Here is a 25,989-nt window from a genome sequence, read left to right as displayed (position 1 = left end):
ATCGCCATCATTCTTATGTAAATTCGATATCTTCTAGATTATCATTGCCTAGGGCTTCAGCAATTAATTCACTGCTTCATTCTTTGTTGCTTAAACCAAGCGGTCAATTGCTCTCGACAAGGAATTTCTCTCACTCCGGCTAAAACTTGGAGACGATGATTAGAAGCGTGACTATCAGGAAGATTTAAAGCGGTACGGATTGCTCCTGTCTTGGGGTCATCTACTCCATAAACCAGTAAACCAAGACGACTTTGGATAATCGCCCCAGCACACATAGGACAAGGTTCTAAAGTCACATATAGAGTACAATTTTCTAAACGCCAGCTATTTAATTGGCGACTAGCTTGACGCAGAGCGATTATTTCAGCGTGGGCAGTGGGATCATTAGTTCTTTGTTTACGGTTAACACCTTGGGCAATCAAATTGTCTTGGTCATCGACTATGACTGCGCCCACGGGCACTTCTCCTACTTTTAAGGCTTCTGCTGCTAAACTTAAGGCATAATCTTGCCATTTAAGATGATTTAAGTATTTTTGCTGGTCAAAATTTTTGAGAAATTCAGGAAACATAAATAATAGGGATTTGGGCCTACCATGCGGAGCGATCGCGACAAATCTTAGAAAGAGGTGATATCGAAGAGGCTCTTAACGCTGCTAGTAGTATTGGAGACGACCGTTTACAAAGAGAAGCTCAAGGTTATGTAGTTCCCGAATCATTTACTCATGGCACTTCTGCCCAAAGGGTAAAATGGTTTAAACAGGGTTTACGTCGGGGTTATCTGAATGATTGTAATACTTTTGACACAGCAAACCCTTAACTTCTTCAGGAGTTAGTTGACGATATTCGCCGGGGTTGAGTTTAACAGGATGAGTTAGGAAAATAGATCCAATACTCAGGCGATGTAATTTAGAAACAGGAAAGCCTAATTGTTCTGCAACTCGGCGAATTTGACGATTTCTACCTTCTCGAAGCTTAACCTCTATTAAGGTACCCTGTTTAGTTCTCTTGAGCAATTTCACCTGTGCTGGTAATGTTTTTTTATCCTCTAACCAGACTCCTTTTGCCCAGGTTTGTAAAACTTCTTCTGGGGGGTTTCCTTTTAACCAAACTCGATAGGTTTTTGCACATAAATAACGAGGATGAGTTAATTTAAGGGTAAAATCCCCATCATTTGTTAAGAGTAATGCTCCCGTGGAGTTAAAATCTAGTCTCCCTACTGGGTGAATACCTTGATGAGTACGCAGATTAGGGGGTAACAAGTCTAAAACTGTGGCCCGTTGACGGGGATCATCACAGGTAGAAACCACTCCTAAGGGTTTATTGAGGAGTAAATAGACGAGGGGAGGGCGTGCTGAAACTTGAAGGGGATGACCATCTACCTCTAAAATATCCTGATTGAGATCAGCTTTGGCCCCTATTTCTACTATTTGGCCATTAAGTTTAACTCGTTGCTCTAAAATCATTTTTTCTGCTTGTCTACGGGAAGCAACTCCCCACTGAGCAAGAATTTTTTGTACTCTTTCTGACATTAGCTATTTGGTTTAATATAGAAGTTTGAGCATATTATTATCTTATACTTTGGTAGCAAAAAATCTTGCAATTTGAGCTAGTTAGTGGTAAACCAATGGAAAGAGCGATAATAATAGCTATGTGGTTTGAGGAGAAAAATAAATAACATGAATAGATATCTGAATCTAGATGGAGTAGAAGTTCATGATCTCAGTGATTGTTATGTAATTGCTGAAATTGGCAATAATCACCAGGGTAATGTGGATAAGTGTAAAGAAATGTTTCGAGTGGCTAAAGAATGCGGCGCCCACGGAGTAAAACTACAAAAACGAGATAATCAAAATCTTTACACTAAAGCAGCTTTTGACAAACCCTATGAACATGAAAATAGTTTTGGTACTACGTACGGAGAACATCGGGAATTTTTAGAATTCGGCAAATCAGAGTATCTAGAACTGCAAAAATACTCTAAAGAGCTAGGAATTACCTTTTTTGCTACAGCTTTTGATTTTGCTAGTGCAGATTTTCTCGCAGAATTAGAAATGCCCATGTATAAGATGGCTTCAGGAGATTTAAAAAATATTCCTCTGCTAAAATATGTGGCTAAGTTAAACAAGCCGATGATTATAAGTACTGGTGCTGCTACAATCGAAGATGTGAAAAGGGCCTACGAAGCGATTATGCCGATTAATCAAAAGCTATGTATATTGCAATGTACGGCTAGTTATCCTGCTGATTTTGAAGAACTAGATTTAAGAGTTATTCAAACTTACAGAGAAATGTTCCCAGATATTAATATTGGACTATCAAGTCATGATAATGGTATAGCTATGGCAGTAGCAGCTTATGTGTTAGGATCAAGAGTGATTGAAAAACACTTTACCCTAAATCGTGCCTTCAAAGGAACAGATCATCCCTTCTCCTTGGAACCAACAGGCTTAAGAAAGATGGTAAGAGATTTACGCAGAACTCGTCAAGCTTTAGGGGATGGAGAGAAAAAAGTTTATTTGAGTGAACGTCCAGCATTGATGAAAATGGGCAAAAAATTAGTGGCAGCCAGAAACTTACCAGCAGGGAAGGTGTTAAGTAGTAGTGATATCGCTATTAAGTCTCCAGGAGATGGTATTCCTCCCTACGAGTTAGAGAATATTCTTGGTAAAGTATTAAGTAGTCCCTTGGCAGCCGATGAAGCCTTCAGTTGGTCAAGCTTGACTACTTCTACTCCTCTGACAGCATCTTGAAGCAAGATAGTGAAACAATTCGATTTAAGTAACCAAATAGCAGTAGTGACCGGGGCGTTAGGACGTCTCGGTCCCGTATGGATAGAAGCGCTATTAGCTTCAGGCGCTGAGGTTTTGGGGATAGATTTACCATCAGTACCTCTTAAGGCAGAATTTACTGCGTTGAAACAAAAATATCCTCAGCAACGTCTAGAATTGTACCGAGGAGACGTGCGCGATCGCTCCTGCTTAAGGGAAATGCGCGATCGCTGTTTAACAGAAATCGGGATCCCGTCAATTTTAGTAAATAATGCAGGAATAGATCAACCTCCCAATGTAGTAACTACTTACGAACTTACCGAAATTCCTCCAGAAATCTTTCGGCAGGTTTTAGAGGTAAATGTAATTGCTGCTTTTCAAGTTAGTCAGATTTTTGCTGTACCCATGCTTAAAGCTAAAAAAGGTTCAATAATTAATATTGGTTCCCTGTATGGGAGTGTTTCCCCAGATTATCGCTTTTATGACCATATTGACTGCGATCCTCCCTTTTTGAAACCACCAAGCTATGGTGCATCTAAAGCGGCCCTGGCTAACTTGAGTCGTTATTTGGCTACCCATTGGGGAAATCAAGGTGTTAGAGTAAATACACTCTCTCCAGGAGGTGTACTCGGAGGTCAAGACCCACAGTTTCAAGCTAAATTCTGCGATCGCGTTCCCTTGGGGAGAATGGCAGAAACTAAGGATTTAGGCGGCCCTCTCGTTTTTCTCGCTTCTGATGCCTCGGCTTATGTAACTGGAATTGAACTAAAAGTTGATGGAGGATTTACTGCTTGGTAATTTATTTATAGCATGTTGAAGGACTCATGAGCTACACCTAACTCGGAGCCTCGGTGCCTCCTGCCTAAAAAGGTGTTCCGTGCCTAAAAAGGATAGATAACCTTTGTACCTCACAAGAATGGGAACTGCTAGATAAGGTTTTTTAAAATTTCAGTGTTAAAGTAATAAAACACCAGTTAAATTTAATCAAAAGGTTAAGATAGAAGCAACAGAGAAAATCTGTGTTAGTTAGTTTAAAATAATTATTAAACTACTCAAAACTCTCAAAAGGTAAGTCTGTTTTTCAGCAAATAGTTATTAACATGTAAATAAAATATGAGGATAATAAACATGAAATCATTAATACGCTTAGGAATTACCACAAGTTTAATCGCTACAACTATAGCGGGTACCATATTTGGCGAAACTCTCAAAGCTTTTGCTATACCCGAAGAAGATATTCTACAAAAATTAAGACCGATTCCTGTTTTTACTGTGGCTGACGAAGAGGGAGCTCCCTTAGTAGCATCAGGCATAGATGATAGTAAAGTCGCTGGTGTGTTTATCAGTGAAAGCGATGCCAAAGATTTTGTGGAAGAGTTAAAACAAAAAGATCCAGCCCTGGCTGAACAAGTGAGAGTAGTACCTGTTTCCCTAAGTGAAATTTATCAGCTATCTCAAGAAAGTGAGGCAGATCCCAATGGCATAAAATTCGCCTATGTGCCTGTTGATGAAGAAGTAGAAAAAGCTCAAGAAGTTCTTTCAGAATTAGGTCAAAAGTACCAAGGTGGTGTTCCTCTATTCGTAGCCAAAGCAGGTGAAGAACAAGGATATTTGACTATTGAAAGAAACAATGAACAAGTAATTCCCTTTTTCTTTGAAAAAAGTCAACTCCAAAATATGCTGTCTCGTTTTGAAGAACAGCAACCAGAGTTAGCATCTACTGTAGTAGTAGAAGTAGTACCTTTAGAAGTAATACTAGCGACCCTAAAAACTAGCGAGGATGAAGTGCTGAGAAAGATTGTTTTTGTCCCTACTGAAGAATCAATCGATTTTCTCCGTAGCACTCAAAAAACACCTGGAAATGCACCAACACCAAAACAATAGAGAAAAATATCTAGAAATAAATACAGTTAAACAGTGGCGAGAGAAAGCAAAAGCTAAGGCTCAAGCCGCTGAAATTGACCCCTATGAAGTAGACTGGTTGTTACAAACAGTAACCACATTAACTAAGTTAGATTTACGCCTAAACTTAGATAAACCAGAAAAACTAATCAAGTCAAGCAAATCCATCCCAGAATTAACTCAATTGTGGCAAAAAAGAATATCTGAACGCAGACCAATTCAATACCTGGTAGGGGTAAGTCATTGGCGAGATTTAACCCTACAGGTTTCCCAAGATGTTCTGATTCCTAGACCTGAAACAGAAAGTATTATTGATCTAGCAGTCAGTGCCGTTGAGAAAACAGGGGATCAGAGTCTGAGTCAAGGGATTTGGGTAGATTTAGGAACCGGAAGCGGAGCGATCGCTCTAGGATTGGCTACTGTATTTCCCAAAGCTACTATTTATGCTGTTGATTGTAGCCCTAAAGCTTTGAAGATAGCTCAAATCAACGCCGAGAAGGCAGGCTTAGTCTCTAGAATCAATTTTCGAGAAGGTTCCTGGTGGTCACCTATCAGGGAACTCTCAGGGCAAATCAGCGGCATGGTCTCCAACCCTCCCTATATTCCCACAGGGTTAATTGAACAATTACAAACAGAAGTAAGAAACCATGAACCTCATTTAGCCCTTGATGGCGGTCAAAATGGATTAAACTGTATACATCACTTGAGTGAAACTGCTCCTACCTATTTGCATTCCGGTGGAGTTTGGTTAGTAGAAATGATGGTCGGACAAAGTAAACAAGTAATCGAAATGCTCAAACAAACACACAGTTATAGAGACATACAGGTGTATAAAGATTTGAAGAGGATTGAACGCTTTGTATTAGCATATCGCCAATGAAATATTGCCAATGACAATAGTATCAGAATCAGAATTAATCAACGGGGCAATTGCTGGAGAAATGATTTGTTTCCCCACCGATACAGTACCCGCCTTAGCAGTTATCCCAGAATCAGCAAGTAAAATTTTTACTCTCAAACAACGTTCTCAAAAAAAGCCACTAATTCTTATGGGCGCAACCCCTTTTGACTTATGGCCCTTTGTAACTGGTACTCCTGCATCTCATCAGATTTGGGCTAATACAGCTCAAAAGTACTGGCCAGGGGCCCTAACTTTAGTGCTTCCTGCTTCTTTACAGGTAAATCCTCAACTCAATCCTCAAAACACTGGAACTATTGGACTAAGAATCCCGGCACAACCTATAGCCATCTCTATTCTCTCTAAAACAGGTCCCTTAGCTACTACTAGTGTGAATATTTCAGGTCAACCTCCTTTAGAAACTTTGGCAGAAATTGAAGAACAATTTCCCGAAATTTTGATTATAGAGAGTGAAAATCCTACAGCAAAATTAGGCAGTGGACAGCCTTCTACGGTAGTTAAGTGGCATGAAAATAATTGGAATGTACTACGAGAGGGTTCTATTAAAATTTAGTCAGCTGCTTTTGTGTATCTAAATTGAACTATGAAGACCAGGGAACAGGAAGAAACTTCTGAACATTGAGAACTATCAACTTTTCCAATTAATTTGATAATATTTAGTTTTAATGCGTCTATTGCTTAGTAGTGGTGCAAGTAAAAAGTTATTTTGTTGTGGTTTGTAGATTAAGCCAAAAACATCGTCAAAATAAAGCTTTTTTGAGGAGATTTAAATAAAATGAATAAACAAAAATTTACTGATTCCGTAGAAGAGTTGCAAGATAAACTAGAAATAACAGTGCAAGCTTATCAACTCGCTGTAGAAATGAGTCAATTTAAGGCCGGGTTTTTTGCTCGTATTGCACATGAATTACGTTCTCCTTTGACTCAGATGCTTAGTTTAAATGAACTAATCTTATCGGATTTATGCGAAAATCCCGCAGAAGAGAGAGAATTTCTGGCACGATTTCAAATTGCAGCTAAGAAGTTGATGTCAATCTTAGACGAAGTTATTGATATTTCTCGGTTGGAAAATTCTTCTTTAGAACTAAATTTAAATACCTTTAGCTTGGAAGAATTTTGTCAAGATTTACAGACTCAAACTTACTTACAAGCTAACAACCATAGATTAAAATTAGATATTGATTTATCTGATTTTGATGATTATCTTTATGGAGATTATCAACGTTTATTATCTGCTATAGTACTACTTATTGATGCAGCTTTTAGTGAAATGGAATCAGGTCAAGTTACTATTAACTGTTCTCAACACAGCGATTCTCGATTAATCACTGTTAATATCAATTTGCCTATTTTCATTAAGTTGAACAGTCAATTAAGTTTAAATACTCTTAATCATAATTCTCTTAAGTTTGATAATTATACTACTGTCTTAACGGAAATTAGATTATTTCTTCTCAATAATATACTTCAATCAATGGGGGGAGATTTAAATATTACTCATAGTTCTGTTTCTAACACTAGGTTACAATTGGGAATTCAAAAAGCATTGTCTACTGATTCATGAGGACTTACTGAAAAAGTGTTTTGGAGATGAACAAAAAATTAGTTATTCAAGCAGGACGTACAGAGAGACAATACTGGCAGGATTTGTGGCGATATCGAGAGTTATTTTATTTTTTAGCATGGCGAGATATTCTAGTACGTTATAAACAAACAATTATTGGTATTGCTTGGGCTTTAGTACGACCTTTTTTAACTATGGTTGTGTTTACAATTGTTTTTGGTAAGATAGCCAATTTACCCTCCCAAGGGATTCCCTACCCTATTTTAGTCTTTGCTGCTATGTTACCTTGGCAGTTTTTTGCTAATGCCCTAGGGGAATGTAGTGATAGTGTAATTAACAATTCTCAGTTAATTAGTAAAGTTTATTTCCCTCGTCTGATTATCCCAGCAAGTTCAGTAATCGTTAGTTTTGTCGATTTTCTCATCTCCGGTATGATATTACTTGGTTTGATGGCTTGGTATAACTTTGTTCCTAGTTGGCGTATTTTAACTTTACCTATTTTTATTTTAATTGCTTTTGCGGCTGCTATTGGAGGAGGGTTATGGTTTTCTGCTTTGAATGTACAGTATCGTGATTTTCGCTACGTTGTTCCTTTTTTCGTGCAATTTGGCTTATATATTTCTCCAGTAGGGTTTAGTAGCAATATTGTTCCAGAGAAATGGCGGTTATGGTATTCCCTTAACCCGATGGTGGGGGTAATTGATGGCTTTCGTTGGGCGATTCTTGGAAATAATACCGAAATTTATTGGCCAGGGTTTATTCTCTCTATCGCATTAGTGATAATTTTAGTGGTTACTGGTATTACTTATTTTCGCAATATGGAGCGTAAATTTGCTGATATTATTTGAACTCTCGATAACCTTAGAACGAGTGCCAAAGATTAATGAATTTCAGTGATATTGTTGAAGTGTAAAAACTTTTTTTGATGATAATATTTACAGATAGAGAACTTCACAGAGCTTGGCGAGAAAATAAAAAGGCATCAGAAGTCACCGACAAAACCAACGCTCATCGACTACTATTATTTTATGCTGTCGAATGTGGACTAAAAGCAGTATTAATGAAACGTGAAAACAAAAATCGTACCGATTTATGTGCAGAAAAATGTCAACTTCTGCGGGCTGAAGCCGCGCAGCTTGGACGGCCCAACGTCTGACTAAGAGTTGGCGCTTACCAGGAGCCAAAAGCCATAACACCGGTTTCCCCAATCTTGTCATTAACTACAATATTGTGTTTAATAATTCCCTATTTTTATGGTTAAAATAAATTAGGGAATTATTTTTTTGCCTAAAATAGAACAAAAACCATAGCTTAATAGTACTAAGTAAACAGCAGTATGAAACAGGAACATTATGATCGCCTCAAACAAGGTGTTGAAGCCTGGAACATCTGGCGCAGAAAAAATCCAGAAGAACAAATTGACCTTAGTGATGCCAATCTCCAGGGAATTCAACTACCCGCAGTGATTCCTAATAGTTTATCTTTAACCAATCATGATCCTGTATATGAATACTATAGCGGTAGAAATTTGGAGCTTATTGGTATTGATTTGAGATTTGCCAATCTACGTGGCACCAAGTTTTGTAATGCTGATTTACGTGGAGGGAGATTTGGAGGATCACATCTAGACCATGCTGACTTCAGTGGGGCTAATCTTAGTAATAATTTTGATGAAGAAGCAACAGTTGAATTCATCATCTGCCGAGGAGCAAATTTCTTATTTCCTATGGGTACATTTCTTGAAGAAACAAACTTTACTGGGGCAAATCTAAGCTATGTAGACTTTGGTGGACCAGGTTCCTTTTTTATTCGTTCTAATTTTACTAACGCGAATCTCAGTTATGCTAATTTATGTGGAGTTTCTCTGGCAGATTGTTGTCTTACTGGTGTCAATTTAGATGATGCCAAATTAAAAGGGGCAAACTTAAAAGGTATTAACTTGAGTAAAATTGATATAAGAAATGCTAATCTTGAAAATATCAATCTTTCTGAAGCAATACTCGACAACGCTAATCTTAGTGGTAGTAGTCTGATTAGAGCTAACCTAACTCATACATCTCTGAAAAGGGCTAAACTCAATGGTAGCAAGCTTAGTGAGGCGAATTTGAACCATGCTGATTTATCTGAAGCTAATTTGAATGATGCTAATCTGTGTCAAGCAAAAGCTCTCGGAACTCGGTTCAATCAAGCTATTCTCACAGGAGTGTGTATTCATCGCTGGCAAATCAACAATCAAACACAGTTAACCAACCTGATTTGCGACTTTCTTTACTTACAATGTACCAGTTCTGATGGTAACATGTTTAATAATAATTTTACTAAACGTCGCCCTTATAATAGGTCTCGCTCTTTTTCTCCTGGTGAATTGGAAGCACTTATTCAGTTTCAATCTTCTGGAAAGATTTTAGATTGGGTCTTTCCCGAAGGAATTTATTGGCCAGCTTTCTCATCAACCTTAAAAAAGTTTTGCAGCAATTATCCGCAACAAGTACTTCAATTGCAGTCATTAGAGCAAAAACCAAATGGGGCACTTGTTATTTACCTAAAAATTACATCTGATGGAAACTTAGAAGAAATTGAACAAGTTATCCACCAGATTTACAGCCAAGAGGCCCAAAAATGCCAAAAATATAGTGCAGATTTAGAAAATTCTCCTCAAATCGTTGAGAGGTTATCTTGGCAGCAGGGCAAAAACCTAGAAGATGTAATTGATTACCTATCTAGATTAGAGACAAGAATGTCTGAGGCCAAAAAATCTAAATTTATCTCTGATTCACGAATAAAAGTGGTTAAGGGAAATTTACTTGAACAGGAGGTAGATGCTATTGTTAATGCCACTAATCAACATCTTTCCGGTCGGGGAGGTGTAGCCTATTCGATTCGTCAAGCAGCAGGAAAGAGGTTAGATGAACACTGTTTTCGCCTAATTCCCCTCAATGTTGGAGAAGCAAAAATTACTCCTGGCTATGATTTGTCTATACCCTGGATAATTCATACCCATGGTCCCCTATGGATTGATGGTATTAGTGGTGCTAAAGAGGAGGAATTACTAGCACAATGTTATCGTCATAGTCTAGCTTTAGCAAAGCAACAGAAAATCACAAGTATTGCTTTTCCTGGTATTGCCACAGGAGTGCATGGGTTTCCTAAACAGAAAGCTGCTCAAATTGCCCTGTCTGAGGTGACCAGTTTTCTTGATACCTGTTCTTCAATTCAAACCCTTATTTTTGTTTGTTGGACTGACCTAGAGTACAGTTATTATCAAGCAATTTTAGAAAATACCTGAGGATTCATGTAGTGATAAATAAGTACCAGAGTAGAAAAAGAAATTCTTTCTGTGCCTTATCGTCAATAAAAATACAAGGTGTTTTGGAAACTAGATGTTGTAGCACTCCCCGGCCCAAATATAAGGTTCCTGCAATATCGACCAATGAGCTTAAAAATGCTCAGAAAAACAACCCGAAAACCTTATTCTTTCGTTCAACTATTATATAACACAAGTCGAAAGTCGAGCAAAAAAGCAAAAGGTTAAAACGATTAATAGATAAAGCTTTCAGGCTTTCGCTGCCCCTGGTTGCACGAACCTTCTATTTTGGCCGAATCTTTGCCTTTTCCTGGACGATAAAATTATTATTCTTGTCTTGGAACGGGTAGCGGCTTGAATGAGACTAATTCCAAGGTTAATCCCCTGTTTATTTCTCTAGTTCTCCCGTTTCCTTCAAGATTTGTGTTTCCAAGCTAGGGGAAATATGAAAGTGAGCTTGTATCCGTAATTGTTTGATTACGTCTCTAACCGAAGAAACTTTTCCCTCATACCATCCTCTCAAAATAATCCCCAATATTCCTGTTACTTTTAATCCTAAGATTCTGGCTATTCTTCTCCCCTCTTTTTCATCCAAAAGTAACCAGTCCGACTTAAGTTCTACGGCTAAAGCAATAGCTTCTGCTTCTCCTTTATCTACGTCTCGTCTCAATACTTGTATAAAAGCTGGTGCCTTTATTGCTCTAACTTTAATCCAATCAGCTTCCATGGCTTCTTTTAAGATTTGAGAGCCGGGTAAGTTTTCATTGATTCTTAATTCCTTTTTTACTTCAGTCGGAATGATAATTTCGGCAAATTGTTCTCTTACAAGGAAAAGATGATCAATTATAGCTAAATTAAGCAAAGGAGAAGTGTCACTGATTACGAGCATAACTGAAATCTTCTTCTAGTTCTGTAGGGGAATAGTGTCGGTTAATTCCTCTTTGACCCAATAGTTTACTGAACTCATAATATTCCAGATTCGCTAGTTCTCTCGCTTTGCCGAATGAAACTAATTCTTGTTGATATAAACTTAACGCCAATTCTTTAAGAAGTTCTCCTTCAATTTGTTTTTCCGGTAAGCGAATAGATTGAACAATGGAATCAGGAATTGATAATTGCATTTTGTCAGTTAATTAAACGTTAAATAACTATCTTAATCATAGCTGATTTTGGTTCTGTTGCCAAAAATATTAACCATAAAACCATAAGGGATATACTTTATACAACTAAGTCACTTCTCTATTCAACCTTTAAATAGGTTCTAGAAGACAAATAGGTAGCCAGGTTTGCTGACCATTATCAAAAGTTACTTTAAAGCCATATCTCTTTGCTAATGCTGTTATTTCGATGCCGTCAAACTGTGCGATCGCGTTACCATTATCATCTACAGTAATGACAGTGGGAACTTCTTTTGTAACCGTTCAGGGGGCGATCGGGCGATCGTTAATACCTAATTGATAGCAGTGGGATGTAAAAGTTTTCCGTGGAAATGAAAGAAACAGGCAAAGTCAGAAAAAGATGATATTCTATAAGGTATGAAAACCTTGTAAATCCCCTAATAACATACGCATGAAGTAACCTTATCGCCTTCAACTGAAGCAGCACAAGAGCTATTAGGATTGAGCTTCCGAGGTATTGTAATTAGCGACCGCTATAATGCTTACAACTGGTTGGCTCTAAAGCAAAGAAAACTATGAGGGGCACACTTAAAAAGAGAATTTACCAAAATATCAGAGCGTCAAGGAATCGCCAGACAGATAGGAAGAGACCTGTTAGCACTCATATAAACGATTGTTTCGACTCTGGAAAAAAGTTAGAGATGGAACTTTAAGCTATATTGAGTTTCAAAAAAACGTTTTTATATTCCTGAGATATTCCGAGAAGGATTAGGATTTTCTTTCAAGGTTGCACGCCCTCGTATTTTAGCTATAAAACGAAAACTTTTGAAAACAAGATTTAGATAATAAAAGTGAGGTTGGAAGTCCTTTATGAATCACTACTGCGTGCTATTATGTATTCAATTAGCTTATCATCTATTCATTCACTGTGAGATTCGAGGGGATTATTTAATTCTTCACTATTATTAAAAAGTCATTATTTCATCAAAACAAGCACGCGACAATGAAATTCACTGATTAACCTAGGTATAACAGGTATTATTTTATTAACTTTGCTTATTATCTTTCCTTTATTGCTATTGTTTTGATACAGAAATAAATCCTCTCTAAATTCTGCTGAACTAAATTTATTGGTATAGGATAGTAACTCTTGACGAGTTGGATAATTAGTATGATTATGGAGATAATTGTAGTTTAGCTGGGCAACTTCTGAGGCTTTTTTGTTGATTTGAAACTCATTGCGTATGCCTAATAATGCCCACAAATAAAGCCAATATTTATTTCTAATAATACTAGCAAGAGGGACATGGACGTGTACTTCCCTTAATCTGTATCGGCTAGGAAATATGTTTATATTAATACCTTCAGGTTTGAGTACTCTTTTTATTTCGTCTAAAGTTTCTTGATAGTTCATTACATGTTCAAAAACTTCTGCACTAAAAATATAGTCAAAAGTGTTATCTTCAAAAGGTAATCGATAGGGAGTAGGGATGGGAATGAGAATACCTGGTTCAAATTTTTCTATGACTTCCTTGGTGAAATTTGTATGAGTTTTATCACCAATAAAATCGCACCCAAAAGCTAAATAGCCTTTTTCTCTCAAGATTTTAACTAAATCTCCCCCGCCACATCCTAGGTCGAGTATTTTAGCTTGTGGATGTAATGGCTCAATTTGTTCTACAATATTTAAAAAAGTATTTGCTACTTTTAAATTTGCTTGGTAGTTTATTTGTTCTGTGTTAGACATTTGTAGCTCATCAAATTAAAAAATTGTTATTTTCTTAAAACAAGCACGCGACGATGAAATTTACTGATTAACTCAGGTACAATAGGGATTATTTTATTGAATTTGTTGATAATCTTTCCTTTGCTGCTATTGTTTTGATATAAGAATAAATCTTCTCTAAATTCTGCTGAACTAAATTTATGGGTATAGGATAGTAACTCCTGACTAGTGGGATAGTTAGTATGATTCTGTAAAAAATTGTAGTTTAGCTGGGCAACTTCTGAGGCTTTTTTGTTGATTTGAAACTCATTGCGTATGCCTAATAATGCCCACAAATAAAGCCAGTTTTTATTTTTAATGATACTTCCAAAAGGTACATGTACGTGTGCTTCTAGTAATCTGTATCTACTAGGAAACATGTTTACATTCATACCTCCAGGTTTGAGTAATCTGTAAATTTCGTCTAAAGTTTCTTGATAGTCCATTACATGTTCAAAAACATCAGCACTAAAAATATAATCAAAACTGTTGTCTTCAAAAGGTAATCGATAGGGAGTAGGGATGGGAATGAGGATACCTGGTTCAAACTTTTCAAGTACTTCATTGGTGAAATTTTTATAGGTTTGGTCGTTAATAAAATCGCACCCAAAAGCTGAATAGCCTTTTTCTCTAAGGATTTTTACCACATATCCTTCGCCACATCCTAAGTCAAGTATTTTCGCTTGTGGTTTTAAGGGTTGAATTTGTTCTACAATATTTAAAAAAGTATTGGCTACTTGTAAATAGATGGCTTGATAGTTTATTTTTTCTTTGTTAGACATTGGTTTTTACATTCTTTTGAGAGTAAAACTTATCGATAACTTGACGATAAAAGTTGACTAATTGATTAACCACTTTTTCTGGGGAAAGTTTTTCTATCCTTTCTGCTGCTTTTTCTTCTATTTTAGCTTTTTCTTCTAAATTTAACTCTAAAACTTTATTAATAGTTTTCAGTAAATCTTGAGCATTATCTTTTTCACACAAAAAACCGCTGACGCCGTCTACAATTAATTGTTCAAAACTAGTTCCCTGGGTACCAATTACAATTCTTTTGTGGGCCATTGCTTCTAAACAAGTATTAGGAAAATTATCTACTCTAGAGGGTAAAACTACTGCGTAGGCATGAGCAATTATTGGATATAAATATTCATGAGTTAGTTTATCAAAATGAATAACTCTATCTTGGTATTCAGCCGCATTATCTTTTATTTGTTTCATTACACTTGTCCCCTTATAGCCTAAATAGTCTTTATCTTTGCCTACAAATACAAAGGATAAATCGGGATGATTTTCAAGTAAAGGATGGATAATTTCAGCAATTAAGCCGCAGCCTTTCATTAAGCCAATTACTCCAAAAAAAAGTAAATATTTTTTCTCTTTTAAATGGGTTTGATAGAGACTATCATTAAGTTCTGTTGTGTCAAGAATAAATGGGGTTTCGATAACTTCTACAGGTCTACCTATAGCTAACTCTACTGCTTGAGCATTTAATTTACTAGGTGCAAATAAAGCATCTACTTTAGTATAGGCAATATCTTCTACTTTTTCACTTAGTTTCATATTCAGAGTCGGTTTCAACTCATAGGCTTGATTCCAGAGAGGAAGATAACTAGAAATTCGGATTAGAGAGGGAATAGTTTTGACAGGAAATAGTCCTAATCCGGCACAGCTTGGGTAGTGAATGAGAGAAAAGCGTTTAGTTTTGTCGATTTTTTTAATTATTCTGTTTAGGGAAAAACTGAGCAAACTATAATAGGTTATGTGTTTTAACTGTCTTAGAGTTAATAAGTTGAGAAATTTAGCAATTAGCGCTTCTTTGAATTTAATTCGATGTACTTCGATGCCTTTGTGATTAAATACTTGATTTTGATTGCTTAAAACCATAACAATAGGCTTATGTCCTAATTGCTGTAAAGATAAAGCAACTCGATGGAGGTAATTAGCTAAGCCACCATCAAAGCTTCCTTCGGTAACGTATTCTGTTGTTACTAAACCAATAGTCAAGGGAGATTCAGTCTGATTCATATTTATATTTCCCACAGATAAATATTATTGATTTTGCTGTAGCCACTCATCTAAGAAGAGGAGTAACCAGAGGGGTTGAGTCGCTTTTTTGTTAAGCAAAGTTGTTAGGGTTTCTGGTCGAAAATAGGCTTGTAATCTAGAATTTTGACCGAGAAATCGCTCCTTTAATACTTGGCGATAATTTCCCTGTTGAGAAAACCACTTTTCAATTGGGGTGCTAAATCCCATTTTCCGACGATGCAAAAACTCTGAATCATAGTAACGAGTGAGTAATTTTTTAAAGAGTAATTTTCCTTCCCACTCTCCTTGTTGATTATGAGCAATATTTAGAGATTCAGGAATAGTGGCGGCGAATTCAAAAACATTGACATCAACTATCGGTGTTCTAACTTCTAAACTGTTAATCATGCTGGCAATATCAACTTTAGTTAAAATTGAACCGGGCATATAGGTTTTTATATCGAGATATTGGGCCTTTTGACTCCAACCATAAGACTCAATTTTAGTATTTTCTTGAGTAAATACATCAATAGGTTGATTAACTAAAGGGTGATATTCTTCTCGCCACAGTTGGTAACGTTTATCAGCTTGGATTGAGGTCATAAAACGCAACCAAGCCTGTAAATTAGGATGCCGAGGGGGATAAATTTGGGGTTTTAAGAGTTGGGCGAGAGGATAGACTAATCGCTTCCAGACGGGTTTTTCTTCTTTGTTTAACCAAGCCATCCAATTTCTATAGGTGTTATATCCTGCAAAACATTCGTCACCACCATCTCCAGATAACACCATGGTTACTTGTTCTCGGGCCATTTTACAAACATAATAGGTGGGAATGGCGGAACTATCCCCAAAGGGTTCTCCGTAGTGTTTAACTAGTTTTGGTAGGAGAATTTCTAAGGCTTCAAGTTTGACAATTTCTGTATGGTGTTCTGTTTGCCAGAGTTTAGCTGGTATTGCTGCATACTTAAGTTCGTTGAATTCTTCTTCTTCAAAACCAATGCTAAAGGTTTTTACAGGCTGTTCTAACAGTTGACTCATATAGGCGACAATTGCACTAGAATCAACTCCTCCAGATAAGAAGGCGCCAAAGGGTACATCGGCAACTAAATGAGATTTAACAGATTCTTTGAGAACAATGTCAAATTCTGCTAACCAGTCTGCTTCGGTTTTTTGATTGTTGGGATTAAAATTTAATTGCCAATATTCTTCGCTTTTTGAGAGTTCTCCATCGAAGCTGATACTTATTCTGTGGGCGGGTGGTAATTTTTTGATTTGTTGATAGATGGTTCTTGGAGGGGGAATATATTGTAACCATAGATATTGGTCTATAGCTTGAACATCTATATCTAAGTTAACCGGAATTTGTTTTAATGCTTGGAGTTCTGAGGCGAAGGCGAAATATTCTGGGGTATTTAAATAGTATAGGGGTTTAATTCCTAGTTGGTCACGGGCTAAAAATAGTCTTTGTCTGTTTAAGTCCACAATCCCAAAGGCAAACATACCCCGAAATTTTTCTACACAACTATCACCCCATTCTTCGTAGGCGTGAACAATTACCTCTGTGTCTGATTGGGTTTTAAATTTGTGTCCTACTACTGATAATTGGGTTCTTAGTTCTCTATAGTTATATATTTCCCCATTGAATGTTATCCAGATTGTTTCATCTTCGTTACACAGGGGTTGTTGTCCGGTGGCTAAATCAATAATTGCTAGGCGTCGATGGGCGATCGCCACATTGTTTTTCAGCCAAATCCCCTCTCCATCGGGACCTCGATGAGAAAGAGAAGCTGTCATTGCTTCTATTTGGGATCTATCTACTGATTCTTTAAAATTAATTAGTCCGGTTACGCCACACATTTATATAGGTTTATTGTTCTTTCTAGAAAGATTGTAATTTATTTGGTTAACTTTCTGCCATCCTAATTGTTGTATAATTGTCTAATGAACGAACCGACCTTAGCACAACTTAAACCAAGATATGAGTCTTCCCTATTCCCTTTTTAGTAACAATTTAACTTGTGGTGGTACGAAGGATTTTAACCAATGATAGGGATAGAGGCTAATTACGTAAAGAGTAGTTCCTAGTCCGCAGGTTTTAAATATAATTGTTAAACCTTTGATTGCTTCATCTATACTTTGTGCCTCCTCTTTCCAAGTTAGAGATAAACCCTTGTGATAAACTCCTATCACTTCATCAAACTTTTTAGAGGCTAACTTATGAAAATGCTTTTTTAAACAACGAAATATATAAATTCGGTTACTATGAAATTTAACTCCTTGTTGACTCGCTGTTTTAGTGATTCCTCCAGCATGTAGACGATAAGCACTCATTTTTTCAGGAATTCTCCGTAATAATCCCTGGGTAGCTGAAGTAATGTAAATAACAAGATCAGCACTATTAAAATGCAAAAATTCTGGGGGGAGTTTTTCTAGACACTTAGATTTAACTAAAAAAGAAGAAGTATGAAATGGTGTGATTGCTGAAATGGTATCTTCTAAAGAACAATCAAGTTTATCTTGCCAGTTTTGCCAAAACTGAAAATTTTTTTCCCTTGTTTCTAGGTTACAGTTTATTTCCGTATCGTGAAAGGAACCCACATAGTGAGAATGATTCTCTAAAAATTCCACTTGTTGTTGGAGTTTCAGGGTATCTGTCCAATAATCATCTCCTTCTAAAAAAGCAATATATTCTCCTCGACAAGCGGCGAAGGTTTTGAGCAAATTTAGTCTACCACCATAGCCTAAATTTTGCTCATGCAGCAACACTGTAATCTTATCTGAGTACTTTTCCCCATAGCTTTGAACAATTTTTCTCGTGCCATCAGTAGAACAGTCTTCCCCAATCACTAATTCATAATCAAAATCAGTCTTTTGCATCAAGACACTCTCAATTGCTTGAGAGATAAAAGACTCATGATTGTAAGTTACCATCAAAACACTTACTTTAGGACTTTTACATTCTCTCATGTTCAACTGAAAATTACTTAATTTGCTCGATAGGTATCACTGGTTCTTGCTTGCTGTCACTCTTGCCATTAATATTTTTAGCATTTTGAACCACAAAGCGCAAAATACTGCAAATTTTGACGATATCTTCTCTGTTAATTGCGGTCCCAGTTGGTAGTAACATTACTCTTTGGGTGAGTTGTTCGGTTTCTGGAAGTAATAAGCCTGCATGGGGAAAATAGGACCGATAGGGTTCCATACGGTGACATCCGGGATAAAAGTAACGACGCGCTACTATATTTTCAGCATTGAGAATATTAACTAAGTCATCTCGGCTAATTTTGGTACGCTTTTCGTCTATTTCTAGGACAACATATTGATAGTTACATTTTTCCTGGTCATTATAGGGTAGTAGTTCAATTCCTGGAATTGAAGCTATTTCCTGTTGATAGCATTTATAGTTACGATAATTAACTTCCACAAATTCCTCAATGCTTTCTAGAGAGGTTAATCCCATTGCGGCAGAAGCCTCATTCATCTTACCGTTAGTACCGATGTAAATAACATTATCTAATCCTGCAAAACCAAAATTAGTCATGAGGCGAACTTTCTTCGCTAGTTCATCATTGTTAGTGACAATGGCGCCACCTTCAAAGGCATTCATAAATTTAGTTGCATGGAAACTGAATATTTCTGCTTCCCCAAAATTACCAATCATTTGGCCTTGATAGGAACAACCAAAGGCATGGGCAGCATCAAACATTAATTTTAGATTATGCTGATGAGCGATCGCATTTAAAGCTTCTACATCACAAGGATTTCCCCAAACATGAACCCCAATAATACCTGTTGTGCGGGGGGTAATCATGGCTTCAATACGATAGGGGTTGATGGTATGGGTTTGAGGGTCAATATCACAGAAAACCGGGGTTATTTCTTGCCATTGTAAAGCGTGGGCAGTAGCAATAAAGGTAAAAGAGGGGACAATAACTTCTCCGGTTAAGTCTAAAGCACGAATAGCTAGTTCTAGGGCAATTGTACCATTACAAGTAGCGATGCAGTGTTTAACGCCAATATAGTCAGCTATTCGCTGTTCAAATTCTTGAACAAATAGACCATGATTAGTGAGCCATTTACGGTCTAGCATATCGTTAATTCTAGCGATAAGAGCTTCTCGATTACCAATATTAGGGCGACCTACGTGATGTTTTTCCGTAAATGCTGGAGTTCCCCCAAATATTGCTAATTCTTGAAGATTGTTTTTAACTTGATTTAGACCACTACCCATAATATATATACCCCTTTAGTAAAAATCTTGATAATTCCTTGGTATAAGTATTTTTTCGGAATTCTTGTTTTATTGGTACTGCCTCCTGTTTATCAGTATACCCAGACCAACTATTAAACACATCATTCTGATTAGGAAAAAATATAATTTTTCCCCTATTAAATACTAATAGTAGGAAAACTAATAATTTAGATAAAGAGTCAGATGAGCTTCTAGCAAAGTTTCTGGAATTTGATTTAGAGTGTGTCGTGGAAACAGTCATCAGAATTATTCACGAAGAAGGCTGGCTTGAATTTGCTGATTGGTTACAATTATTTTATGCTGAGATACAAGGCCAATTGGTAGCAATAGTTACTAATTTCTATTTGTCATTACCAGAAGCGAAGTTATATTATTTATTGAGGATTTAGAATCTCAAGGTTGTAAACTATACTTAGATAGTAGAGTTAGTAAAAAACTTTTCATGTATAATATTAAAAAAACTACAGCAAACAAGTTTTTCATTTTTTTTCTAGCATTTGGCTTTTTATTAGCATTTACAATACTGGGTCTGGGCAATGCAACTCATGCTACCGAGTATAGTGCAAAATGTCCAAATGGTGCATTTGTTAAAGAAATTGTTGCTAAGCAACGAGATCATCGACTAGGAATCCGTTGCTACAAAGTAGGTGGGAGAACAACATCAACTGATGATGGAAAGTTTTGGACGAGGTACTTTGCACGTAATGTTATGTCTAACAGAAGTTATTCGACAGCAAGTTGTCCTTCTTCAAGCTTTATTTCAGAGGTTATTTACAGTGATGCTATGGATCATTGGGGGATTAGATGTAGACAAATTGCCGCTAATGGTCAAGCCGCAGTTCAATCTCGGGATTTTTGGACAAGAACTTTCTTAAATACCTCAAGCAACGAGTCAGAGTGGGCTACATGTAACTCCACAGGGATTGGAGCAGAAATTATTTTTGAGCAAGGAAATCTCTCTTTACGCTGTAGACAAGCTCTTGTCAATGGTCAGCCCCTTATATTTGATGATGGCTACTGGACTAGATTTTTCGCTGAATAAAACGGTTCTGTTGCAAAAAGTCATGAAGTATACAAACTTTCTGTATATCTTGCGTAGTTTTAAGCAGCAACATCAAAAAGTGATTTAACGAAAGTGTCAGAAATGGGGGCTCAAAAATTGACTTAAATTGATTAAAGAGTCCTTTCTTTCTATTTTTAACTTAAGCTGCTATAAACATTTCTTTTAACAAATTAACTCTCTCTAAAAATATTTTTCTTCTCTCAAATAAAGACACGAATTCTCCCATAAATATTTGAGGTCTAAAGAAGTTTTGTACTTCTTCAAATAATTGGCAAAATCTCTCTGCCGATTCAAAATTTCCCCATCCCATCATCGGATAGTATCTCTGTTTTATTCCTCGATGACTTTGCTCTATTGGATTATCTTGACAGTTAACTTGTTGATGAATTACTTCTTCTCCTAATTCCTCTGCAATTGCTCTTGGATAAGAATTTAGTCCATCTGTTATTACTTTTTGTGGTAAATGCTTCACTATTGTCTTTGCCTGAGAAAAAAAGGCTTTTGCTGCTTCTATATCTCTAGTTTCGCTTAATCTTATATCGACTAAATTTCCTTGCCCATCTATAGCTCTATACAGATAACACCATTTCCCTTTGACACAGACAAAAAACTTGTTCTCAGTCCTGACACTTTCCTTTTTACTCTTACTAACTCTATAGTAGCATTACTGTTAAGTTTTTAGTGGTTAGTGTAGTGCTATCTAGGCTAAGATGAAAATGTTAATGTTCAGATATTTAACCTATGGGACTAAAAGATGATAAAGAAAGGATCTCTGTTTATCTCAACAAAGATCTGAAAAGATGGTTAGCTCAACAAGCGAAACAAAATAATCGTTCAATGAGTAACTATATTAGCGCTACCCTTGAAAACATCAGAGAGAATGACTCTGGAGAAAAAATATTGTGACCTAATTATTCCACCGAAGTAGGATAATCGGAGTCAAATAATTAGATAAATATATTGACTAGGAGTTCTCTCACTCTTGTGAGAGAAAGAACTTAATCATTAAATGTCTCGGTCATCTACTTTTACTTTCCCATCTTTAATCAAAGCTAAGATGGTTTCAATGTAATTACTCATTGAACGATTCCTAATTTTAGATTCATTTTCAAGCCACTCTTTAAGAGCAGCATCGAGATAAACACTTTTAATAACTTTCTTGAAAACAAGATGATGCACACCAAGATATTGATTTGAATTTTTTTGAGGGACAATAAAAGATGGACTTCTCACAAAAGTTAGCGACAAAGCTTCTTTCTTCAGCCGAATCTTTTCCAGTAGATTTTGATGATGCTTGGCGATGGATTGGTTATAGCAGCAAACAAAAAGCTAAAAATAAACTATTTAATCATTTTGAACAGGGAAGCGACTTTTTAACCAAATGGTTGAAAACTTCATCAGGTGGACGTCCTAGCGAAATGATAAACTTAACTATTGATTGTTTTAAATCTTTAGGTATGATGGCAGGGACTCAGCAAGGAACGAAAATTCGTCGCTACTTTTTAGAATGTGAACGCATTGCCAAACAAGCTGTTCAAACCATCCCCACTCAATCTGAAGAAATTCAAAAATTAAAACTCCAACTAGAACTCGCACAAACTCAAGAAAGATTGCTGAGGTCTACCCAGGCGATCGCCACTCTACATTCTCCAGAAATGGTAGCCCTAGTCTTAGGTAAACCCGATGCGATTGTCACTCAAATAAAAGAAATACCCACTGTCATTACTGTCGATGATCGGGGTAACGCGATCGCTAAACACGACGGCGTAGGAATAACTGCCCCTGGCAAAGAGATATGGCTTCGGGAAGAATACAAAAGCTTGCCGAAAGTGGCTTGAATCAATCGGTATTAAAGAAGAGCAGTGGTTATCTGAACCTTCCCTCATCAAGTCAAAGAAGCTGCCAAGAGAAATGCTGACCTGGTTGGATAAGCAATTCGCCAACAGGGAAGGTATCCGGCAAACAATCATCGGCGAAACTCTCTTCACCTCCAGATTAAGCCAAAGGAACAAGAGCAGTTGCTGACTCATCAAAGAGCTTTGACGGAAGATTTACCCCATGATATGCGACCTATTGCCGATGTTCCTCTACCTGGACGAGAAGAAGACCGTAAAATATTAATTAGCGATCGCCATCTAATGACAGAGTGTCAGTAGATCACTTGCGTCAGTTTTAAAGAGGCGATCGCGACGAAAATAGGCTGTCACTAATAAGTTTTAGGGCTATAAACTTATATTTTGGTCAGTTTTTTGGGCTGTTTTAACTGAATTTGGCGATCGCTGCTTAAAAATTTCCTTCTCTAGAAGGGACTTTGTGATCTACTGAGATTGTTTTTTATTTAAGATTTGGTTGACTTTTTAGTCAATACTTTTTGCCCCTCTTTCCTGCCATTCCCAAAAATCTCCATTCTCACGCTTGGGAAAACTTTTTGTTAATTATTTATGCGCACTCGCCAAAGGCGAGATCTCTTCGAGATCGCCCTACCCAAACCTCAAGATATATCAGCTTTTCAACCACCCTGTCACCCCGTCAGCTTCTTACTTCAAAACTCATTACTTCAAAACTCATTACTCAACCTCCACCAGTAACTTTGGGTAAAGATGCAATATCTGAGCTAACAATTAGGAGTATTAGGCTTTAAAGATAACTCAAAATCTTGTTGTCCTATTTTTATTTCTAAGCCTGTGTATCCTTCAAAGGTCAAACACCGAATCAGTTTAATTAACTCCTCCCCGGTCATTGTTGACCAATTAGCTTGAGTCTTCAACTCAAAAAAGTCTTTTTTGGTGTGATACGTGCCTTCTCCCTGTTGACTATGAGATGCTAAATCCATCCCTTGAGCTATTTTTTGCCAATATTCTAAAAATAATTGCTTTTCTGCTTCTCTAACTCTCTCAAACAAAGAACCTCCTGTATCCTCCTCACCGTATGGTACTTTGATTTGAGCTACAATTTTACCAGTGTCAATTCCTGCATTGATTTCATGTAAGGTTGCCCCTGCTGGAGTATTTTCCCACAAAGCCCAAAAAATCGGATAAAATCCTCTACCCCAGGGTAAATAGGCAGGATGTAAATTATAAATTTTTTGATACTTGGCAATTACATGGGGCTTAATAATTTTAGGATAATGAACTGATAAAGCGGTTTTTGAGGAGGTAAATTCTACTGAATTAACATTTTCTAAATAACATGTAATATTTAATTGCTTAGCTATGTCAGCAATCTTTTGTTCACAGGTAAAAATCTGAGTAATTTGCTCCCTGTTTACCTGTTGTAAAGCCCATAATCCTAAATCGCTGCCAAGATATAAATCAAACATATTTTGAACCGTCAACTATCATAATTATTTTGGTAGTTTTCCATCGTATTCTACAGACCAGTTAAGTTTGGGACGAACTAATCCTTCCCAATTTCCATACCAATCAACTTCTCTTTCTGTATCATGAATTTGGAAAACTAAAGCATCTTCTAAAAAGTGTACAACTCTACTTAAGTCTTCTACTATCATAATCCCGATTCGATAACTTGTAGCGTTTAAAAAATCTTTGGGAATAAAACAATGGCCTTTGATTAAACCAGCAGGAAACCTTTGTGGAGAAGAAAAAGTATTTAAAATTTTAACTCCTTCAAAACTAAATAAATGTAAGCTAAAGTTTAACATCATGTTATCTACATAGTTCCAGCATTCAAATTCAGCCACTAGAGGAGTTGCCACTGTTAATTCAACTTCTTGGGTTTGAGAAGCAGGAGAAATCGCCACTCTATACCATTTTACTCTTTCATTCCCTGGCGCCTTCTCTATATCTTCCCAAATATACTCATTTACTATTGATGTTGAGGTAGTTAAATACTTAGAAATAATTGCTGATGTTTCTCCGACACTGACAATTTTCCCAGCGTTAAGCCAAATACTTTTATTACATAAACTCTGTACTGCTGCCATATTATGACTAACAAATAATACTGTTCTTCCTTCTTTAGCCGCTACATCTCCCATTTTACCTAAACATTTTTTTTGAAAGGCTATATCACCTACGGCTAAGACCTCATCTACTACTAAAATTTCTGGTTCTAAATGTGCTGCTACAGCGAAGGCTAGACGCATATACATCCCAGAAGAATAACGTTTTACAGGTGTATCTAGAAACTTTTCTACCTCGGCAAAGGCCACAATCTCATCAAACTTACGCTTAATTTCTACACGAGTCATGCCTAAAATGGCACCATTAAGGTATATATTCTCCCTTCCGGTTAATTCTGGGTGAAATCCGGTTCCCACCTCTAAAAGACTCGCTACTCTTCCTTTCAGTTCAATTTTTCCTCTAGTAGGTTCTGTAATACGACTAAGTAATTTAAGTAGTGTAGATTTACCAGCGCCATTGCGCCCGATTATACCCACACATTCTCCCTGATTAACCTCAAAGGAGATTTCTTTTAAAGCCCAAAATTCTTCTTGGTGTTGAGAAATTGCCGATTTTTTCCTGAGAAAACTTTTAACAAGGGATTTAGTTTGAGCAGCAATTACATCTCGTAAGGCCACATAGTTAGAAACACCCTGTTGTTGATGCCCAATAATATATTTTTTGCCTAAATTTTCGACTTGAATAATTGGATATGACATTGTTTCTTAGCTTCCTATTTTAATTTTGTTGCCAAGAAATCTAGGAAGGATTTATCACCGATTTTCAATCCCCTCTAGGGCTTTCCGGGTTTTCTCATAGTAACTTTGTTCCCCTAAATCAAAGTATAGCTGACTAGCGGTTTCGAGATCTTTTTTAGCCCCTTGGCGATCTCCCATTTGATAGCGAATAATTCCTCGGTTATAATAGGCATGGGGATAATCTGCCTTAGAATTAATCACCACAGTATAATCTTTAAAAGCCTTTTCTAATTCTCGCATCTTATAATATAAACTTCCTCGTTGAAAATAAGCTGCTGTATAACTACTATTTAACTCAATCACTTGATTAAAATCAGCCATAGCCGCAGGAATATCAGGAAGATGCTCTGCAAAAATTAAACCCCTGAGATAATAGGCTTCAGCCGACTCTGGCTTTAGCTTAATTACTCTCTCTATATCTTCTAAAGCCAAAGAATACTTCTCTAAATCATAGTAAATAATCCCACGATTATAATAGGCTTCTGCCTCCCTGGGATCTATTCTTAAAGCTTGAGTTAAATCTTGAAGGGCACCTTGATGATTGCCCTGTTGGTATTTTTCTACTCCTATTTTTACCCATTCCAGGGCGCTGTGGTTTTGAGCAATAATTATGATAGGGGGTGGTGGCAGAAAATACATATCAAAA

The 25,989-nt window shown here is 36.8% G+C and carries 28 protein-coding genes and 1 pseudogene; 14 read left to right on the top strand and 15 right to left on the bottom strand.

Annotation, left to right across the window (positions count from 1 at the left end):
- Positions 1-68: 68 nt before the first annotated feature.
- Positions 69-569: a tRNA adenosine(34) deaminase TadA gene (gene tadA / locus MW688_RS16090; RefSeq protein ID WP_486737025.1), complete on the bottom strand. Its 501-nt coding sequence runs from the start codon at positions 567-569 to the stop codon at positions 69-71.
- Positions 570-571: 2 nt separating this feature from the next.
- Between tadA and MW688_RS16085 the strand changes: the two genes are divergently transcribed.
- Complete coding sequence (locus MW688_RS16085; protein WP_486737040.1) at positions 572-817, top strand: neutral zinc metallopeptidase; 246 nt, start codon at positions 572-574, stop codon at positions 815-817.
- Here the strand turns inward: MW688_RS16085 and MW688_RS16080 are convergent.
- Positions 753-1,529: a pseudouridine synthase gene (locus MW688_RS16080; RefSeq protein WP_486737024.1), complete on the bottom strand. Its 777-nt coding sequence runs from the start codon at positions 1,527-1,529 to the stop codon at positions 753-755. The two genes, MW688_RS16085 and MW688_RS16080, sit on opposite strands and share 65 nt — an antisense overlap.
- A 147-nt stretch (positions 1,530-1,676) precedes the next feature.
- Between MW688_RS16080 and MW688_RS16075 the strand changes: the two genes are divergently transcribed.
- The 8 genes from MW688_RS16075 (at position 1,677) to MW688_RS16040 (ending at position 10,439) form a co-directional block, all read left to right on the top strand.
- A complete protein-coding gene (locus MW688_RS16075; RefSeq protein WP_486737023.1) occupies positions 1,677-2,750 on the top strand; it encodes an N-acetylneuraminate synthase family protein in 1,074 nt (357 codons plus the stop codon).
- Between the two features lie 9 nt (positions 2,751-2,759).
- Positions 2,760-3,566 (top strand): SDR family oxidoreductase, encoded by an 807-nt coding sequence (locus MW688_RS16070; protein WP_486737022.1) that lies wholly within the window; start codon positions 2,760-2,762, stop codon positions 3,564-3,566.
- Between the two features lie 330 nt (positions 3,567-3,896).
- Positions 3,897-4,652 (top strand): Tic22 family protein, encoded by a 756-nt coding sequence (locus tag MW688_RS16065; RefSeq protein ID WP_486737021.1) that lies wholly within the window; start codon positions 3,897-3,899, stop codon positions 4,650-4,652.
- Positions 4,630-5,550, top strand: coding sequence for a peptide chain release factor N(5)-glutamine methyltransferase (prmC, locus tag MW688_RS16060; protein ID WP_486737020.1), 921 nt, complete (start codon positions 4,630-4,632; stop codon positions 5,548-5,550). Before MW688_RS16065 ends, prmC begins: the two co-directional genes overlap by 23 nt.
- Positions 5,551-5,560: 10 nt before the next feature.
- A complete protein-coding gene (locus MW688_RS16055) occupies positions 5,561-6,142 on the top strand; it encodes an L-threonylcarbamoyladenylate synthase (protein ID WP_486737019.1) in 582 nt (193 codons plus the stop codon).
- 222 nt (positions 6,143-6,364) lie between these two features.
- Positions 6,365-7,153, top strand: coding sequence for a sensor histidine kinase (locus MW688_RS16050; protein ID WP_486737018.1), 789 nt, complete (start codon positions 6,365-6,367; stop codon positions 7,151-7,153).
- Positions 7,154-7,179: 26 nt separating this feature from the next.
- Positions 7,180-8,001 carry an ABC transporter permease gene (locus MW688_RS16045; protein WP_486737017.1) on the top strand — a complete coding sequence of 274 codons (822 nt, stop codon included), beginning with the start codon at positions 7,180-7,182 and terminating at the stop codon, positions 7,999-8,001.
- A 488-nt stretch (positions 8,002-8,489) separates the two neighbouring features.
- Positions 8,490-10,439, top strand: a complete 1,950-nt coding sequence (locus MW688_RS16040; protein WP_486737016.1) for a pentapeptide repeat-containing protein — start codon at positions 8,490-8,492, stop codon at positions 10,437-10,439.
- 406 nt (positions 10,440-10,845) lie between these two features.
- Here MW688_RS16040 and MW688_RS16035 read toward each other — a convergent pair whose 3' ends face one another.
- The 8 genes from MW688_RS16035 to MW688_RS16000 all read right to left on the bottom strand — a co-directional run bounded on the left by MW688_RS16035 (position 10,846) and on the right by MW688_RS16000 (position 19,599).
- Positions 10,846-11,346 carry a PIN domain-containing protein gene (locus tag MW688_RS16035; RefSeq protein ID WP_486737015.1) on the bottom strand — a complete coding sequence of 167 codons (501 nt, stop codon included), beginning with the start codon at positions 11,344-11,346 and terminating at the stop codon, positions 10,846-10,848.
- Positions 11,330-11,578, bottom strand: coding sequence for a UPF0175 family protein (locus MW688_RS16030; protein WP_486737014.1), 249 nt, complete (start codon positions 11,576-11,578; stop codon positions 11,330-11,332). Before MW688_RS16030 ends, MW688_RS16035 begins: the two co-directional genes overlap by 17 nt.
- 973 nt (positions 11,579-12,551) lie before the next feature.
- Positions 12,552-13,322, bottom strand: coding sequence for a class I SAM-dependent methyltransferase (locus MW688_RS16025; protein ID WP_486737013.1), 771 nt, complete (start codon positions 13,320-13,322; stop codon positions 12,552-12,554).
- 26 nt (positions 13,323-13,348) lie between these two features.
- Positions 13,349-14,122 (bottom strand): class I SAM-dependent methyltransferase, encoded by a 774-nt coding sequence (locus MW688_RS16020; RefSeq protein ID WP_486737012.1) that lies wholly within the window; start codon positions 14,120-14,122, stop codon positions 13,349-13,351.
- Positions 14,115-15,365 carry a glycosyltransferase family 4 protein gene (locus tag MW688_RS16015; RefSeq protein ID WP_486737011.1) on the bottom strand — a complete coding sequence of 417 codons (1,251 nt, stop codon included), beginning with the start codon at positions 15,363-15,365 and terminating at the stop codon, positions 14,115-14,117. The genes MW688_RS16020 and MW688_RS16015 overlap by 8 nt, the downstream gene beginning before the upstream one ends.
- A gap of 24 nt (positions 15,366-15,389) precedes the next feature.
- Positions 15,390-17,222, bottom strand: a complete 1,833-nt coding sequence (gene asnB, locus MW688_RS16010; RefSeq protein WP_486737010.1) for an asparagine synthase (glutamine-hydrolyzing) — start codon at positions 17,220-17,222, stop codon at positions 15,390-15,392.
- A 132-nt stretch (positions 17,223-17,354) separates the two neighbouring features.
- On the bottom strand, positions 17,355-18,332 hold the full coding sequence (locus MW688_RS16005; RefSeq protein WP_486737009.1) for a glycosyltransferase family 2 protein: 978 nt from the start codon (positions 18,330-18,332) through the stop codon (positions 17,355-17,357).
- Between the two features lie 13 nt (positions 18,333-18,345).
- Positions 18,346-19,599 (bottom strand): DegT/DnrJ/EryC1/StrS family aminotransferase, encoded by a 1,254-nt coding sequence (locus tag MW688_RS16000; RefSeq protein ID WP_486737008.1) that lies wholly within the window; start codon positions 19,597-19,599, stop codon positions 18,346-18,348.
- Between the two features lie 248 nt (positions 19,600-19,847).
- Here MW688_RS16000 and MW688_RS15995 point away from each other — a divergent pair, with 248 nt between their 5' ends.
- Together MW688_RS15995 and MW688_RS15990 are read left to right on the top strand one after the other, a co-directional pair.
- The gene (locus tag MW688_RS15995) at positions 19,848-20,009 is read left to right on the top strand and encodes a hypothetical protein (protein WP_486737007.1); all 162 of its coding nucleotides are present in this window, start codon (positions 19,848-19,850) and stop codon (positions 20,007-20,009) included.
- Positions 20,010-20,062: 53 nt separating this feature from the next.
- Complete coding sequence (locus MW688_RS15990; RefSeq protein WP_486737006.1) at positions 20,063-20,662, top strand: hypothetical protein; 600 nt, start codon at positions 20,063-20,065, stop codon at positions 20,660-20,662.
- A gap of 160 nt (positions 20,663-20,822) precedes the next feature.
- Here MW688_RS15990 and MW688_RS15985 read toward each other — a convergent pair.
- Positions 20,823-21,281, bottom strand: a pseudogene (locus MW688_RS15985) (IS6 family transposase); the annotation flags it as partial.
- Between the two features lie 143 nt (positions 21,282-21,424).
- Between MW688_RS15985 and MW688_RS15980 the strand changes: the two are divergent.
- The gene (locus MW688_RS15980) at positions 21,425-21,589 is read left to right on the top strand and encodes a hypothetical protein (protein ID WP_486737005.1); all 165 of its coding nucleotides are present in this window, start codon (positions 21,425-21,427) and stop codon (positions 21,587-21,589) included.
- 99 nt (positions 21,590-21,688) lie between these two features.
- Here MW688_RS15980 and MW688_RS15975 read toward each other — a convergent pair whose 3' ends face one another.
- Complete coding sequence (locus MW688_RS15975) at positions 21,689-21,916, bottom strand: hypothetical protein (protein WP_486737004.1); 228 nt, start codon at positions 21,914-21,916, stop codon at positions 21,689-21,691.
- Between MW688_RS15975 and MW688_RS15970 the strand changes: the two genes are divergently transcribed.
- Together MW688_RS15970 and MW688_RS15965 are read left to right on the top strand one after the other, a co-directional pair.
- Positions 21,904-22,521, top strand: coding sequence for a hypothetical protein (locus MW688_RS15970; RefSeq protein ID WP_486737003.1), 618 nt, complete (start codon positions 21,904-21,906; stop codon positions 22,519-22,521). The two genes, MW688_RS15975 and MW688_RS15970, sit on opposite strands and share 13 nt — an antisense overlap.
- 180 nt (positions 22,522-22,701) lie before the next feature.
- Entirely contained in the window at positions 22,702-22,839 is a 138-nt protein-coding gene (locus MW688_RS15965; RefSeq protein ID WP_486737002.1) for a hypothetical protein, read from the top strand.
- Between the two features lie 458 nt (positions 22,840-23,297).
- On the opposite strand, the gene MW688_RS15960 is transcribed toward MW688_RS15965, so the two are convergent.
- Genes MW688_RS15960 through MW688_RS15950 form a run of 3 tightly spaced genes read right to left on the bottom strand, consistent with a single transcriptional unit; the run spans position 23,298 to position 25,982 of the window.
- Positions 23,298-24,002 (bottom strand): formyl transferase, encoded by a 705-nt coding sequence (locus MW688_RS15960; RefSeq protein ID WP_486737001.1) that lies wholly within the window; start codon positions 24,000-24,002, stop codon positions 23,298-23,300.
- Between the two features lie 24 nt (positions 24,003-24,026).
- Positions 24,027-25,304, bottom strand: a complete 1,278-nt coding sequence (locus MW688_RS15955; RefSeq protein WP_486737000.1) for an ABC transporter ATP-binding protein — start codon at positions 25,302-25,304, stop codon at positions 24,027-24,029.
- Positions 25,305-25,358: 54 nt separating this feature from the next.
- The gene (locus MW688_RS15950) at positions 25,359-25,982 is read right to left on the bottom strand and encodes a tetratricopeptide repeat protein (protein WP_486736999.1); all 624 of its coding nucleotides are present in this window, start codon (positions 25,980-25,982) and stop codon (positions 25,359-25,361) included.
- Positions 25,983-25,989 lie beyond the last annotated feature (7 nt).

It is taken from the genome of Johannesbaptistia floridana (assembly GCF_057440575.1).
Note: the sequence above shows the minus strand (reverse complement) of the source record. Positions and strands in the feature narration are given on the sequence as shown.

Excerpts from the sequence above, each read along its gene's own strand:
- tadA (WP_486737025.1), bottom strand. The coding sequence starts at position 569 with ATGTTTCCTGAATTTCTCAAAAATTTTGACCAGCAAAAATACTTAAAT.
- MW688_RS16080 (WP_486737024.1), bottom strand. The coding sequence starts at position 1,529 with ATGTCAGAAAGAGTACAAAAAATTCTTGCTCAGTGGGGAGTTGCTTCC.
- MW688_RS16075 (WP_486737023.1), top strand. The coding sequence starts at position 1,677 with ATGAATAGATATCTGAATCTAGATGGAGTAGAAGTTCATGATCTCAGT.
- MW688_RS16065 (WP_486737021.1), top strand. The coding sequence starts at position 3,897 with ATGAAATCATTAATACGCTTAGGAATTACCACAAGTTTAATCGCTACA.
- prmC (WP_486737020.1), top strand. The coding sequence starts at position 4,630 with ATGCACCAACACCAAAACAATAGAGAAAAATATCTAGAAATAAATACA.
- MW688_RS16055 (WP_486737019.1), top strand. The coding sequence starts at position 5,561 with ATGACAATAGTATCAGAATCAGAATTAATCAACGGGGCAATTGCTGGA.
- MW688_RS16050 (WP_486737018.1), top strand. The coding sequence starts at position 6,365 with ATGAATAAACAAAAATTTACTGATTCCGTAGAAGAGTTGCAAGATAAA.
- MW688_RS16045 (WP_486737017.1), top strand. The coding sequence starts at position 7,180 with ATGAACAAAAAATTAGTTATTCAAGCAGGACGTACAGAGAGACAATAC.
- MW688_RS16040 (WP_486737016.1), top strand. The coding sequence starts at position 8,490 with ATGAAACAGGAACATTATGATCGCCTCAAACAAGGTGTTGAAGCCTGG.
- MW688_RS16035 (WP_486737015.1), bottom strand. The coding sequence starts at position 11,346 with ATGCTCGTAATCAGTGACACTTCTCCTTTGCTTAATTTAGCTATAATT.
- MW688_RS16030 (WP_486737014.1), bottom strand. The coding sequence starts at position 11,578 with ATGCAATTATCAATTCCTGATTCCATTGTTCAATCTATTCGCTTACCG.
- MW688_RS16025 (WP_486737013.1), bottom strand. The coding sequence starts at position 13,322 with ATGTCTAACACAGAACAAATAAACTACCAAGCAAATTTAAAAGTAGCA.
- MW688_RS16020 (WP_486737012.1), bottom strand. The coding sequence starts at position 14,122 with ATGTCTAACAAAGAAAAAATAAACTATCAAGCCATCTATTTACAAGTA.
- MW688_RS16015 (WP_486737011.1), bottom strand. The coding sequence starts at position 15,365 with ATGAATCAGACTGAATCTCCCTTGACTATTGGTTTAGTAACAACAGAA.
- asnB (WP_486737010.1), bottom strand. The coding sequence starts at position 17,222 with ATGTGTGGCGTAACCGGACTAATTAATTTTAAAGAATCAGTAGATAGA.
- MW688_RS16005 (WP_486737009.1), bottom strand. The coding sequence starts at position 18,332 with ATGAGAGAATGTAAAAGTCCTAAAGTAAGTGTTTTGATGGTAACTTAC.
- MW688_RS16000 (WP_486737008.1), bottom strand. The coding sequence starts at position 19,599 with ATGGGTAGTGGTCTAAATCAAGTTAAAAACAATCTTCAAGAATTAGCA.
- MW688_RS15990 (WP_486737006.1), top strand. The coding sequence starts at position 20,063 with ATGTATAATATTAAAAAAACTACAGCAAACAAGTTTTTCATTTTTTTT.
- MW688_RS15980 (WP_486737005.1), top strand. The coding sequence starts at position 21,425 with ATGGGACTAAAAGATGATAAAGAAAGGATCTCTGTTTATCTCAACAAA.
- MW688_RS15970 (WP_486737003.1), top strand. The coding sequence starts at position 21,904 with ATGGACTTCTCACAAAAGTTAGCGACAAAGCTTCTTTCTTCAGCCGAA.
- MW688_RS15960 (WP_486737001.1), bottom strand. The coding sequence starts at position 24,002 with ATGTTTGATTTATATCTTGGCAGCGATTTAGGATTATGGGCTTTACAA.
- MW688_RS15955 (WP_486737000.1), bottom strand. The coding sequence starts at position 25,304 with ATGTCATATCCAATTATTCAAGTCGAAAATTTAGGCAAAAAATATATT.
- MW688_RS15950 (WP_486736999.1), bottom strand. The coding sequence starts at position 25,982 with ATGTATTTTCTGCCACCACCCCCTATCATAATTATTGCTCAAAACCAC.